At 71.1% G+C, this 12,935-nt stretch carries 13 protein-coding genes; 9 read left to right on the top strand and 4 right to left on the bottom strand.

The genetic code is table 11. From position 1 onward, the window contains the following. Positions 1-6 precede the first annotated feature (6 nt). The 3 genes from N4G66_RS10900 (at position 7) to N4G66_RS10890 (ending at position 2,678) form a co-directional block, all read left to right on the top strand. Entirely contained in the window at positions 7-816 is an 810-nt protein-coding gene (locus N4G66_RS10900; RefSeq protein WP_261703811.1) for a glycerophosphodiester phosphodiesterase, read from the top strand. 126 nt (positions 817-942) lie between these two features. Continuing rightward, the gene (locus tag N4G66_RS10895) at positions 943-1,572 is read left to right on the top strand and encodes an ATP-binding protein (RefSeq protein ID WP_261703810.1); all 630 of its coding nucleotides are present in this window, start codon (positions 943-945) and stop codon (positions 1,570-1,572) included. 137 nt (positions 1,573-1,709) lie between these two features. Further along, positions 1,710-2,678 carry an SEC-C domain-containing protein gene (locus N4G66_RS10890; protein WP_261703809.1) on the top strand — a complete coding sequence of 323 codons (969 nt, stop codon included), beginning with the start codon at positions 1,710-1,712 and terminating at the stop codon, positions 2,676-2,678. A gap of 244 nt (positions 2,679-2,922) precedes the next feature. Here the strand turns inward: N4G66_RS10890 and N4G66_RS10885 are convergent, their stop codons facing one another. Both N4G66_RS10885 and N4G66_RS10880 read right to left on the bottom strand, forming a co-directional pair. Then, a complete protein-coding gene (locus N4G66_RS10885) occupies positions 2,923-3,507 on the bottom strand; it encodes a hypothetical protein (protein WP_391858792.1) in 585 nt (194 codons plus the stop codon). A gap of 55 nt (positions 3,508-3,562) precedes the next feature. Then, positions 3,563-4,228, bottom strand: a complete 666-nt coding sequence (locus N4G66_RS10880) for a bifunctional DNA primase/polymerase (protein ID WP_261703807.1) — start codon at positions 4,226-4,228, stop codon at positions 3,563-3,565. Between the two features lie 482 nt (positions 4,229-4,710). On the opposite strand from N4G66_RS10880, the gene N4G66_RS10875 reads away from it, so the two are divergent. Together N4G66_RS10875 and N4G66_RS10870 are read left to right on the top strand one after the other, a co-directional pair. Beyond that, positions 4,711-6,222, top strand: coding sequence for a PP2C family protein-serine/threonine phosphatase (locus N4G66_RS10875; RefSeq protein WP_261703806.1), 1,512 nt, complete (start codon positions 4,711-4,713; stop codon positions 6,220-6,222). Positions 6,223-6,321: 99 nt separating this feature from the next. Continuing rightward, complete coding sequence (locus N4G66_RS10870) at positions 6,322-7,809, top strand: aminopeptidase P family protein (RefSeq protein ID WP_391858791.1); 1,488 nt, start codon at positions 6,322-6,324, stop codon at positions 7,807-7,809. A gap of 167 nt (positions 7,810-7,976) precedes the next feature. Here the strand turns inward: N4G66_RS10870 and N4G66_RS10865 are convergent, their stop codons facing one another. Together N4G66_RS10865 and N4G66_RS10860 are read right to left on the bottom strand one after the other, a co-directional pair. After that, positions 7,977-8,801, bottom strand: a complete 825-nt coding sequence (locus tag N4G66_RS10865; protein WP_261703805.1) for a triphosphoribosyl-dephospho-CoA synthase — start codon at positions 8,799-8,801, stop codon at positions 7,977-7,979. 244 nt (positions 8,802-9,045) lie between these two features. Further along, positions 9,046-9,501, bottom strand: a complete 456-nt coding sequence (locus N4G66_RS10860) for an ATP-binding protein (protein WP_261703804.1) — start codon at positions 9,499-9,501, stop codon at positions 9,046-9,048. 271 nt (positions 9,502-9,772) lie between these two features. On the opposite strand from N4G66_RS10860, the gene N4G66_RS10855 reads away from it, so the two are divergent. The 4 genes from N4G66_RS10855 (at position 9,773) to N4G66_RS10840 (ending at position 12,933) form a co-directional block, all read left to right on the top strand. Next, positions 9,773-10,621, top strand: coding sequence for a hypothetical protein (locus N4G66_RS10855; protein ID WP_261703803.1), 849 nt, complete (start codon positions 9,773-9,775; stop codon positions 10,619-10,621). A 232-nt stretch (positions 10,622-10,853) separates the two neighbouring features. Continuing rightward, a complete protein-coding gene (locus tag N4G66_RS10850) occupies positions 10,854-11,588 on the top strand; it encodes a YcnI family copper-binding membrane protein (RefSeq protein ID WP_261703802.1) in 735 nt (244 codons plus the stop codon). Positions 11,589-11,794: 206 nt separating this feature from the next. Then, on the top strand, positions 11,795-12,448 hold the full coding sequence (locus N4G66_RS10845) for an SCO family protein (RefSeq protein WP_261703801.1): 654 nt from the start codon (positions 11,795-11,797) through the stop codon (positions 12,446-12,448). Further along, positions 12,445-12,933, top strand: coding sequence for a copper chaperone PCu(A)C (locus N4G66_RS10840; RefSeq protein ID WP_261703800.1), 489 nt, complete (start codon positions 12,445-12,447; stop codon positions 12,931-12,933). The genes N4G66_RS10845 and N4G66_RS10840 overlap by 4 nt, the downstream gene beginning before the upstream one ends. Positions 12,934-12,935 lie beyond the last annotated feature (2 nt).

The raw sequence follows: 12,935 nt of genomic DNA, 5'->3' as shown, positions 1-12,935 counted from the left end.
GACGCGGTGACCCTCGCACGACAGCACCCGATTCAGGTCGTCGCCCACCGCGGGGCCTCCGAAGAGGCCCCCGAGCACACTCTGGCCGCATACAAGAAGGCGATCGAGGACGGTGCGGACGCCCTCGAGTGCGATGTACGGCTGACCGCCGACGGCCATCTCGTCTGTGTCCACGACCGCCGCGTGAACCGTACGTCCAACGGCCGCGGAGCCGTCTCCGCCCTGGAGCTCGCCGAACTCGCCGCACTGGACTTCGGCTCCTGGAAGAACCGCGACGAGTCGCCCGACTGGGAACACGCTCCCGGGGGCCTCGAGGACACCTCCGTCCTCACCCTGGAGAGACTGCTCGAACTCGTCGCCGACGCCGGCCGCCGCGTAGAGCTGGCCATCGAGACCAAGCACCCGACCCGCTGGGCGGGCCAGGTCGAGGAACGGCTGCTGCACCTGCTGAAGCGTTTCGGCCTGGACGCCCCCGCGTCCGCCGACGAGTCCGCGGTGCGCGTCATGAGCTTCTCGGCGCGCTCGCTGCACCGTGTCCGGGCCGCGTCCCCGACCCTGCCGACGGTCTATCTGCTCCAGTTCGTCTCGCCCCGGCTACGAGACGGACGACTGCCCGCGGGTGTCCGGATCGCGGGCCCGTCGATGCGGATCGTACGCAGTCACCCCGGGTACATCGAACGACTGAAACGATCCGGACACCAGGTGCACGTCTGGACCGTGAACGAGCCCGAGGACGTCGATCTCTGCGCTGAGCTGGGCGTCGACGCCATCATCACCAACCGTCCGCGCGCGGTACTGCGTCAACTGGGCCGCTGACCTGGCCTTGCCCCGCGCGGGAACCCCACGGAAAACACCACGGTCACCCCTCGAAAACCGTCGAGAACCGGCCACCTGGTCACAGGGAGTGCACCGGCGCGTTCGTTCCGCATTCGATCGTTACGAGTGCGTCAGCAGACGTCGATTGGCCGGTTTCCGGTCCAGTCCAAAGGGGCATTCACACCGTGGCGTGGGGCAAAGGAGGTCTCGGGGGTGGCGTTGGTGGTGGCACGGGAGGTGCCCACGTCGTCGAGCATGGCCGTACCCCATGGTCCTGCAGGCGTGGGGGAAGCAAGACACCGGATGCGTGATCAGCTGCGTTCCGGAGGTGTGGCGGAAACGGTCGTCGACGATGCCGTACTGATCCTTTCCGAACTGCTCAGCAATGCCTGCCGACATGGCCGGCCCTTGGGCGGCGCCCTCGCGGGCGACGGCAATGTGCGCGCGACATGGCGTGTCGACCCGGCGGGACGGCTGACGGTCGAGGTGACGGACGGCGGTGGCCCGACCCGCCCCGTTCCCGCCACCCCCTCGGTCACCGCACGGGGCGGCCGCGGGCTGAACATCATCACGGCGCTGGCCAAGGACTGGGGTGTACGGGACGACATCCACGGCGAGGTCACGGTGTGGGTGGTCATCCAGGACGATGTCGAAACGGCGCGCCGGCACGACGGCTTCGCTACGCGCGTCGCGTCACCGAGGGTGTCCGGGATTCCCGATCTGGACTTCGTGGACGCCTTCGACGACCTCGACTGAGCCCGGACCGGGCACGCGGAACGACCGCCGGGCGCGTGGACGACGCGGGTGCGTTGTCCACAGGATCCCGTCGGTCCCCGTACGAACGGCTAGGCTCGCGCCAGTACGAGACGAGCCGTGATCGGGAGACACCCACGATGGCCAAGAAGCGACCCCAGACGAAGGCCAAGCAGCCGCAGTTGAAGGACGGCGGCGAGATCCCGGTTGTCGGCGCTCGCGAGCCGTGCCCGTGCGGCAGCGGCCGCCGCTACAAGGCCTGCCACGGCCGGGCTGCCGCGCACGCCGTGACCGAGCTGGTGCACCGCCCGTTCGAGGGCCTGCGAGGCGAAGGGGACTGGGTCGCGCTGCGCGAGCTGGTGCCCGCCGCGACGGTCGAGCTGAAGCTCAAGGAGAGCCTGCCCGAGGACGTTCCCTCGGTCACCCTCGCCACCGTCCTGCCGATGGCGTGGCCCGCGCTGCGCCGCGAGGACGGCTCGGTGCTGCTCGGCCTGCAGAACGACACGGCGTCCGGCGACATCAGCCGCGACCTCGCCGACACCCTGCAGCGCGCGCTCGTCGCGCCGCCCGGCACCCCGGTCGAGGGCCGGCGCGCCCCGGCCGGCGGTCCGCGGCTCCAGGACCTGCTCGACCCCGAAGGCACGTTCGAGCCAGTTGTGCACAGCGGCTTCGAATTCTGGGTCCCCGACGCGGAGAACGCGACGGCCGAGGTGACCGCCTCGCTGGAGCGGGCCAACGCCGCCGCCATTCCGACCGTGAAGCTCACCGGGGTCGACGCCGCCTACTGGTGCGAGACGCCCGACAAGAACCACCTGCGCTGGGTCATGCCGTACGCGGAGGAGCAGCTTCTGGACGCCCTCGCGCGGCTGCATGCCGAGGGCCGGTCCAGCCTCGGGGAGGGCACCCGACTCGTCGGTTCCTTCCGCGCGCACGGGCTGACTGTGCCGGTCTGGGACCTGCCGACAGGTGTCACGGCGGACGACGTCGAGAAGCCGGCGGCCGAGTTCGCCGAGCGCCTCACCACCGCTCTGGCCATGGACGCGCCGCTGACGGCGGACGAACGCCGGGCGCGCGGGGGGCTCACCAACCGCCAGGTGACGCTCAGCTGACCCACAGCGGGACCACAGGTCCGGAAACTGACCGACCGGTCAGCTGGTCAGGCCCTCGGAAGCGGGTGACTCCTGTCACAACTCCCCGTTGTGACAGGTAAATCCGTGTCCGAATAGCCGAGATCGAATTTGCGAACCGCCGATCTCTTGTTACCGTTCGAGTAGCCCGGTTGCTGGTGCATCCCCCGTCGCCAGCAACCGGGTCTTTCCATGTACGGAATCCCGTAGGGCATCAACCGCCTTACTACCGGCCCGAGTTGCTCCCAGAACGCAGCAGCAGCGGCCCGTCGGAGCCGGCGCTCCTCGCGAACTCCGCGACCGCCGAGTACGCCCCTGGTTCCCCCGCCGTACGTTCCCTGGGCGTCTCGCACGCTCCCGGGTCGTCCCCCGCGTCCACCGCGCAGTTCATCTGCACCGTGCGCCCGCCGGGGCCCATCAGACTCAGGTCCGAGCTCAGCGCGTCGCCGGTCGCGTTGCGGTAGTAGGTGCGCGCCCAGGTCTCCTCGCCCTGCGTCAGGACGCAGGTCTGCGCCTCGACACCTTCGGGCGAGGAGAGCTCGGGACCGCACCGGGCGGCGGTGGCGAGACCGAGGCCGAGCAGCAGGGGAGAACGCCGGGGTTCGGGCGCCCGCGGCCGTTCGTCCGCGCGAGCCGCCCCGCGCAGGGTCGCGGAGTCGCCGTCGCCCACGGAGTCTGCCGATGCCACGGCCAGCGGCAGGGCGAGGACGAACACCACGACACCCGCCAGCGCCACCAGACGAACTCTTCGGGGGTCCGGCCCGCCGCGTGGCGGGGTTGAGGCCCTGTGCCCCCGAGAATGACGCTGCATAGGCGGACGATAACGAGCGTGGGCGGGCGCGCGGCTCGCCGCGCGCCGGACGCCCCTACAACTCGGGCGCGCTCACACCCGTACGAGTGAGTGCCTCGACGACGGCATCCACCACGGCCTCCACGTCGGGCACCCAGGGGGCGGCCGAACCGGGCAGCGGAGCACGCTCCCAGCGGATCTGGCCCTGGCCCGTCTCGGACGGCGGCAGCGCGATGTAGCCGCCCTCTCCGTGGAAGCGCAGGGAGCCGGGAACGAAGTCCTTGGCGTAGAGCAGTTCGCCGAGCTGCTCCATGGAGTACGGGGCGACGAGGATCGCCCAGCGGGAGGGGGACGCGACGACCGGGCCGAGGCGCATGCCCGTGCGGTCGAGGGCGTCGAGAGCACGGGCCGCCGCGAGGGCGGGCAGGCTCACCGCGCACGGGGCGCCGCCTCCGGTGGCCAGCACGATGGGGGCCGACGGCCGGTTGGTCCACCACCAGCGCACCATGCGCTGGTCCGTGGTGGCCGCGAGGAGGCCGGGGTCGAAGGGATGGGCGCCGGGCACCGTGCACTCCGGGTCGGGGCATCCGCAGCGGGCACGCCCCTGCGGGTCGGCCGCCACACCCGGGAGTACGGGCCACCGCCATTCGGTCGCGAAGGTCAGGGCCGCGCTGAGCATCTCAGGCCTCCCGTTGTTCCGCCTGGACAGGAGCCTGCGTCGCCTTCCGAGGATCTCGCGCATGAGCGCTCGTTCCTTTCCGTTGCACGCCTGGCAACACCGAGGATCACATCACACCATGTGTCGATCACTTCACTGTGCGTACCTGCTGGCGCATCACACCCCCGCTGTAGGCAAGGGGAACCCCTCTGGGCCGAGCATGTGGCTGTGTCCGCGCCCATACTGCGTGTATCCAGAGCATGGGCATGGCGTGGGGTGGCGGCGCCTGGCGTTTTACGTCCCGCGTGTTCCTTGCCGCCTCCGCCACGGGAGGATGGGGCACGGTCGTCGGTGGTTAAGACGCCCGGGTCCGTCGCCAGGTTCCGGGCGGATCTCAACCACCCCTGGCCTTCACCGAGTACGTACCCATCACGACCGCTGTGACGCTCCGTCGAACGAGGCCAGTCGACCTCAATAAGCCGTTGCCCGAGTCAGTTTTAGGCCAATTTGGATTTCCCGCAAGGGTTACCACCGGTCTCACGGACACCAGGAATCCCAGCAGGACAATGCTGGACATCCCCTCACGAGTACGTGTACATGTGGAGACACCGCTAGCGGCGCAGAACGACATGGGGGTTTGCGATGCTATTGAGCAATACGCACCGGTCGGAAAGCCGGACGTCATGAACGCCCCTCACCTTCCGAAAGTGGCCGGAATCGATTCAACGGTTCCTTCACCCGCACACACTGTCGCGCCGACGCCCGCGCCCACGGGTGCCTCTTCGGCCATCCCTCCCGCAGGTCCCGGCGCCGCTCTCCAAGATCGTCTCGCGGGCTGGGTCTCGGATCTCACCACGCTCCACGAACTCACCGAGCGCCTCGCACGCACCGCGACACTGAGTGACGCACTGCAGGAACTGCTGCGCGCCGGAGCCTCCCTCGTGGGCGCCCGGCGCGGTCTCGTCGTCATGGAACCCGGCGACGGACTCGGCCCCGACACCACGATCGGCCTCGGCCTCGCCCGAGCGGATCTCGGCCACATCGAGACGGTGCCGCGCAGCTCCATGTCGTACGGGAAGATCCTGGACGGGCTGCCGGGCGGCGAGGGCGAGATCACCCAGCCGGACCTCCTCTCGGAGGACGGGCTCGACCCGCGCCACCGCGAGGTGGCCGCCCGTCTCGGCTACGCCGCGAGCTACGCGCTGCCCCTGTCCGCCGAGGCCGCGGGCCGCCTCGGTGCCGCCGTATGGCTCTACGACGAACCCGCCGAACCGGTGGAGCGTCAGCGCCACCTCATCGGCCTCTACGTCCGCTACGCCACGGAGCACCTGGCTCGGCTGCTGGAGCTGGAGCGCGCGCGTGCATGCGTGACGACGATGTCCGCGGAGCTTCTTCCCCCACGGCTGCCCCGGGTCTCCGGCGTCCAGCTCGCCGCCCGGCACCGCACCGGCCCGCGCGGCGGCGGCGACTGGTACGACGCCCTGCCGCTGCCCGACGCCGCGCTCGGCCTCGCGGTCGGCTCCGTCACCGGCTCGGGACCCAGCGCGGTCGCCGCCATGGGCCGGCTGCGGGCCTCCCTGCGGGCGTACGCCGTCATGGAGGGCGAGGACCCGGTCGCCGTGCTCTCCGACCTCGAACTGCTGCTGCGGCTGACCGAACCCGCACGCTCCGCCACCGCCCTCTTCGCGTACTGCGAGCCCGCCCTGCGCAAGCTCACGCTCGCCGGTGCCGGACACAGCCCGCCCCTGGTGATCGGTCCGCGGCGCACCGAGTTCGTGGAGACCTCCCTGTCCGCACCCCTGGGCATGCTCGCCTGCTGGGAGGCGCCGAGCGTCGAACTGACCGCCGACCCCGGCGAGACCGTCCTGATCTACACCGACGGGCTGCTGCACCGCACCGGCGATCCGATGGACCGCGCCTTCGCCCGGCTGCACGCGGCGGCGGCGAGTGTCCCGAGGGTGCTGCGCGACGACCCCGGCGCGATCGCCGACCATGTGCTGCGCCGTGTGCTGCCGGACGGTCTCGACGAGGCGGACAGCGACGAGGACGTCGTCCTGCTGGCGGCCCGGTTCGAGTGAGCGGACGGGTACCCGGTGTAACAGGCCTTCCGGCCCTGGACCCCCTTCAGTACGACCGTACGATGGGGGAGGTCCAGAGTCGTATCAAGGAGGCAGACCGTGTCGGAGGCGCTCACCCCGGAGACCCCGGAAGCCGTGCTCGACGAAGCCGCTGACGAAGCGGGCGAGGAAGAGCCCATCAAGCAGCGCAAGAACGGCCTGTACCCGGGCGTGTCCGACGAGCTGGCCGACAGCATGAAGTCCGGCTGGGCCGACACCGAGCTGCGGGGGCTCACGCCCATCGCGCAGGCCGAGTACACCGCGGCCCGCCGAGCCGCGCTGTCCGCGCGCTTCCCGGGCGAGCGCCTGGTGATCCCGGCGGGCAACCTGAAGACCCGCTCGAACGACACGGAGTACCCCTTCCGCGCCTCGGTCGAGTACGCGTACCTCACCGGCAACCTGACCGAGGACGGCGTCCTCGTGCTGGAGCCCGCCGCCGACGGCCACAAGGCGACGATCTACCTGCTGCCCCGCTCCAACCGCGAGAACGGCGAGTTCTGGCTGTCCGGACAGGGCGAGCTGTGGGTCGGCCGCCGCCACTCCCTCGCCGAGGCCGAGCAGCTCTACGGCATCCCCGCGTCGGACGTCCGCGAACTGCCGGCGGCGCTGAAGGAAGCCACCGGTCCGGTCCGCGTCGTGCGTGGCTACGACGCGGCGATCGAGGCCGCCCTGACCGACAAGGTCACCCGCGAGCACGACGACGAACTGCGCGTCTTCCTCTCCGAGGCACGGCTCGTCAAGGACGCGTTCGAGGCCGGCGAGCTGCAGAAGGCCGTCGACTCCACCGTGCGCGGCTTCGAGGACGTCGTGAAGGTCCTCGACAAGGCCGAGGCCACCAGCGAGCGCTTCATCGAGGGAACCTTCTTCCTGCGCGCGCGGGTCGAGGGCAACGACATCGGCTACGGCTCGATCTGCGCCTCCGGCCCGCACGCCTGCACGCTGCACTGGGTGCGCAACGACGGCCCGGTCCGCTCCGGCGACCTGCTGCTGCTGGACGCGGGCGTCGAGACCCACACCCTCTACACCGCCGACGTCACACGCACGCTCCCGGTCAACGGCACGTACACGGAGATCCAGAAGAAGATCTACGACGCCGTGTACGAGGCCCAGGAGGCCGGTATCGCGGCGGTGCGGCCGGGCGCCAAGTACCGCGACTTCCATGACGCCGCACAGCACGTGCTGGCCGAGAAGCTCGTCGAGTGGGGCCTCGTCGAGGGGCCGGTCGAGCGTGTCCTGGAGCTCGGCCTCCAGCGTCGCTGGACCCTGCACGGCACCGGCCACATGCTCGGCATGGACGTCCACGACTGCGCCGCCGCGCGCACCGAGACGTATGTCGAGGGCACGCTGGAGCCGGGCATGTGCCTGACCGTCGAGCCGGGCCTGTACTTCCAGGCGGACGACCTGACCGTGCCCGAGGAGTACCGCGGTATCGGCGTCCGTATCGAGGACGACCTCCTCGTCACCGAGGACGGCAACCTCAACCTGTCGGCCGGCCTGCCGCGCCGCTCGGACGAGGTCGAGGCCTGGATGGCGTCCCTCAAGGGCTGACGCAGTTCCCGCGAGGGCTGATACGAGACTGCCGGCCGGATGCCCTCCAGGGTGCCCGGCCGGCGGTGTGTCGAGGGGCGGCCTCCGGACTCCGGCGTGATCACGAGGGCGGCCCTGCGCGGACTCCGGCTTCCGGTCCGGTGCCGGAGTGGACCTGGACGGGCGCGTCAGAGGCGCGTGACCGGCAGAGCGTCCACGAACAGCGCGCCCGCGAGCAGGCCGCCGCTGCCCCGGGGGCTCCACCCGCGCGCGTGGAGATCGTCGTCGAGGGCGGACAGGCCCGCCCGCCCCGCCTCCGTGGACGTACCTCCCGCTTCCAGCACGCCCCGGGCGCCCGCCTGGACATGGCGGAGGCCATGGGGACCGGCGGTGTACAGCAACTCGGTGTCCTGGAGGGTGGACATGACGGTGAGGAGGGCGTCGAGACGGGCAGACGGCTCGGGCACGCCCGCCGAGCGGGCGCCGGCGAGCGCGTCCAACGCCCTTCGCACGTGCGGAAATCCGGCACGCGCCTCACCGCGCGCACCGGCCGCGCCGTACTTCGCGGAGACGGACGAGCCGCGGGAGGGCCGCCGCGGTGCCCGTCGGTCGGCGTGCGCCGCTATCCGCCTGGCGGTCGCGGTGACGTCGGACCCGGTGGCCCGCGGGTCAAGGGCCACCGCCGCGACCAGCAGCCCGAGAGCCCACAGGGCGCCACGGTGACCGCCGCCCGTCAGGGCCACCGAATGCTCGGTGCACCGGCCGATCGCGCCCAGCTCCGCCCGGAGTTCGGGCGTGGCACCGCCGGTACGGCGGGCGGCGGCGGCCATGGCCGCGAGGCCGGGCGTCAGCGCCTTGGCGGACCAGCGCAGGGAGCAGAGATCCCGCCGGGTGGCCCGAGCGCGGAGATCGCGCGGATCGGGCAGTCCGGGTTTGGGTGCCAGCTCCAACTGCCGGGTCAGCGCGGCCACGGCTGCCCGCGCCAGCGCCTCGTCGTCCTCGCGGCTGCTCATCCACGTACCCCTTCTGGTGAGGACGCCGGCGGCGAAGGCACCTGGAGACGAAGCCGGCTGCGTGCGATGAAAAACTAGGCACATCAGCCCTCAGGGACCTGGGCGCACGCTGTGACGGGCCTGTGCGTTCCTCGAAAGCCGGAGCCGCGGCCGTGGAGCGGAGGGATTCGCCCGACGGCCGGGGTTCCCTCGACGGCCGCGGTTCCCCCGACGGCGGGGCCGGACGTCGCCGCGGCTCGGCGCGTCAAGCCGGCAGCAGCGAGGGGGCCTTCTTCCACTTGAGGATCTTGTCGAAGCTCACCACCGCACCGCCGCGCCCCGGCTTGTTGCCGATGTGGACGTGGTCGGCGAGCTCCCGGATCAGGCACAGACCCCTGCCGTGCTCCGCGTCCTCGCCGGCCTGGCGGAGCAGCGAGCGGGCGTTCCCGGCGGGAAACCCGGGCCCTGAGTCGGCGACTTCGATACGGCACTGATCACCGTCGAGATAGGCCGTCACGCGGTACGCCTCGCAAGAGTCACCCCGTACGGTGTCCCCGCCGTGCTCGACGGCGTTGGCACAGGCCTCGGTGAGAGCGACGGAGAGGTCGTACGAGATGTCCGGGTCGACACCCGCGCTCTCCATCGTGCCGAGCAACAGGCGTCTGGCGAGCGGAACACTCGCAGCCTCGCGCCGCAAATGGAGTGACCACCAGATGCTCATGCTCCAGCCTCCCGGCCGCGGCTCGACATACCGTTACGTATTGCCGCAACCACCCGTGCGCAATCGCATACACGACGTGATGCCGCCCATACGGCCGATGCGCTCACATGAGGGGGCGGTGTATGCACACGCGAGTTGACGCCGAACGGCGGAGGGCGGCGGATGACGACGGCCTTTCGGCGGTACGCCGCGTTGCGGACGGACCGGTCACATGCCGTCAATCGGACCTGCCGAGTGGGGCACGGGCGCCCAGTGCGATGATGAGCCCGCCATGACTGCCCCCCACCAGCGTTCGGCGCGCTCCGGAGCAGGCCTCCGGACCCTGAGGGCCGCGGTGTTCGCCGCGGTCTGCGTCGTGCTGGCCGCGGCCGGTCACGGGATCGCCTCCTGTGCCGCGGTCCCCCTGTGGACGCTGGGCGCCGGCTTCCTGGCGGTCTTCGCCGTCGCCGCGGCGCTGGCGGGACGCGAACGCGCACTGCCGGGCATCGTGGCGCTCCTCGCGTTCGGCCAGACCACGCTGCACACACTCTTCGGACTCGGCCTGCAGACCGGTACGACGGCCACCGGGTCCATGGGCTCGATGGCCTCGGGGATGTCGATGTCCGACGCCTCGCTCGTGGCGCGGGCCGCCCACCTGGTGTGCGGTACCGCCGCGGCGGCGATCAGTCCCGTGCAGGCCCAGAAGATCCTCGCCGACGCGCGGATCGACACGGGTATGACGGGCATGACGGGCATGACGTCGTCCATGCGCCATGCCGCGGACGCCGTACCGGCCGCCGCGGGCGCCCCGATGCCGGTGCTCCCCTCCCTGCCGATGCTGCTCGGCCACGTCCTCGCGGCCGTCGCCGCCGGGTGGGTGCTGCGCCGCGGCGACCTGGCGCTCCTGCGTCTCATGCGGCTCTCGGCGCAGGGAGTCACCGAAGCGGCGCTCGTACGGTCTTTGCGCGCCGCTCTGACACTCGTACGCGCCCTGCGTACGGGACTTCCCGGGGCGCCCGAGGTCGCGCGCACGCCTCGCACCGCGCTGCTCGCGCCTCCCGCCCCACGGACGACCGCACTTCAGCACACCGTCGTCCGCCGCGGGCCGCCCCTCTCCACCGCACTCGTCCTCGTCGCCTGACACGACGCGCCGCTCACGGAATCCACTGAATTCCCCGAGCCCCCGGAGTCCTCGACCTCACGGACCCCACGGGCCTCACGGGCTTCACGGACCTTCTCGAAGGGGACGCGGTCGTGTCGCACGCGCGCGTGCCCGCCGGGTCCCCCCGGGCGCCGTTTCGCCCCTTCCGCGGGACACCGACGCACACGCGCGTCCCCTTTGTCACTGGACTGAAAGTGGAGTGTTCCCTTCCATGAAGGCTTCTCGTCTCGCCGCCGTCGGCACCGTCGCCGCCACGGCCGTTCTCGCCCTGTCCGCCCCCGCGTTCGCGCACGTCAGCGTGCAGCCCGAGGGTGCGGCCGCCAAGGGCGGCTACGCCGTCGTGAACTTCAAGGTGCCCAACGAGCGCGACAACGCCTCGACCACCCAGGTCGAGGTGAACCTCCCGGCCGACCACCCGCTGGCCTCCGTCATGCCGCAGCCGCTCGACGGCTGGACCGTGAAGGTCACCAAGTCCAAGCTGGACAAGCCGGTCACCGCGCACGGCGAGAAGATCGGCGAGGCCGTCACCAAGGTCACCTGGACCGCCGCCGGCAAGGGCATCGAGCCGGGCTTCTTCCAGAAGTTCCCGCTCTCCATCGGCGCGCTTCCCGAGGACACCGACGAACTCGTCTTCAAGGCCGTCCAGACGTACTCCGACAAGGAGGTCGTGCGCTGGATCGAGCCGCAGAAGGAGGGTGCGGAGGAGCCCGAGAACCCGGCTCCGGTGCTCGCGCTCTCGGCCGCGACCGAGGAAGGCCATCACGGGTCCGCCGTCGCGGAGGACGCCTCCGACACCGAGAAGACCGCCAAGGACACCACCGAGGCGGCCTCCTCCTCGGACGGCGGCGACACCACCGCGCGCGTGCTCGGCGTCGTCGGCATCGCCGTCGGCCTGGCGGGCGTGGCGTACGGCGTTCTGGCCGGTCGGCGGCGTACGACCGCCTGAGGTGCCGGCAACCACCTGAGGTACTGAGAAACAACCGCTCCCGGTGCGCACCGGAGGGTCGCGGACGCGGCTCTCCGGCCCGGACCGACCCGGCTCGGACAGGACCGACCCGGCTCGGACCGGCCCCCGGTCACGTCCGACCTGGCCCTTCGGCCTCGTTCGACCCCCGGTGCGCACCGGAGCGCTCACATCTGGGACATTTTTCTATGCGCAAGAAGACGTACGCGATGGCCGCCCTGTTCGCCGCCGCCGCTCTGACCCTCTCCGCCTGCGGCAGTGGCGACGACAGCAACAAGCCGGTCGCCGACGTATCCGCCGAGGCGGGCTCCGGCAAGGCCGCGACGGTCCTCGACAACCCGTTCGAGAAGCCGGACCTCGTGCTCACCGACACGACCGGCAAGAAGTACGACCTGCGCGCGCGGACCAAGGGCCGGCCGACGCTCGTCTACTTCGGCTACACCCACTGCCCCGACGTCTGCCCCCTGACGATGAACAACCTCGCGGTCGCGAAGAAGCAGCTGCCGAAGACCGAGCAGGACAAACTGCGCGTCGTGTTCGTCACCACCGACCCGGCCCGCGACACCCCCGCCGCGCTCGGTACGTGGCTCAAGGGCATCGACTCCGACTTCATCGGCCTGACCGGCGACTTCGCCACGATCCAGGCCGGCGCCCGCTCCCTGGGCATCACCATCGAGCCGACCACGAAGGACAAGAACGGCAAGGTCGTCTCCGTGCACGGCACCCAGGTCATCGCCTTCTCGCCGAAGACCGACGCGGGCTATGTGCTGTACGGCGAGGGCGCCACCGTCGACGACTACACCAAGGACCTTCCCAAGATCGCCGAGGGGAAGACCCCGTGAGCCGCCGTCCGAGTCGTCGCGCAGGACTCCTCGCCGCCGGCGCACTGGTCATAGCCGCCTCGGGGACACTGTCGGGCTGCGGTTCCGACGACTCCTCGTCGTCGTCCTCGGCCGGGCCCGAACTCAAGGTCACCGGCGCCTACATGCCCGCCCCGAGCACGGACACGATGGCGGCGGGCTTCTTCACCGTCACCGACTCCGGCGGCGCCGACACGCTCACCTCGGTCACCAGCGACCTCTCGGACGAGGTCACGATGCACGCGACCGAGGACGGCACCATGCGGGAGAAGGAATCATTCGCCGTGCCCGCCGAGGGCACCCTGGACTTCGCGAGCGGCGGCAACCACCTCATGTTCGCAAAGCTCACCCACAAGCCCGAACAGGGCGAGAAGGTGTCCGTGGAACTGCACTTCGCCAAGTCCGGCACGGTCAGGATCTCCATGCCGGTGAAATCCGCGACGTACAACCCGAAGACCGGGCACTGAGG

The organism is Streptomyces rhizosphaerihabitans, from assembly GCF_025399795.1.
In the GTDB taxonomy this organism is placed as follows: Bacteria; Actinomycetota; Actinomycetes; order Streptomycetales; family Streptomycetaceae; genus Streptomyces; species Streptomyces rhizosphaerihabitans.
Note: the sequence above shows the minus strand (reverse complement) of the source record. Positions and strands in the feature narration are given on the sequence as shown.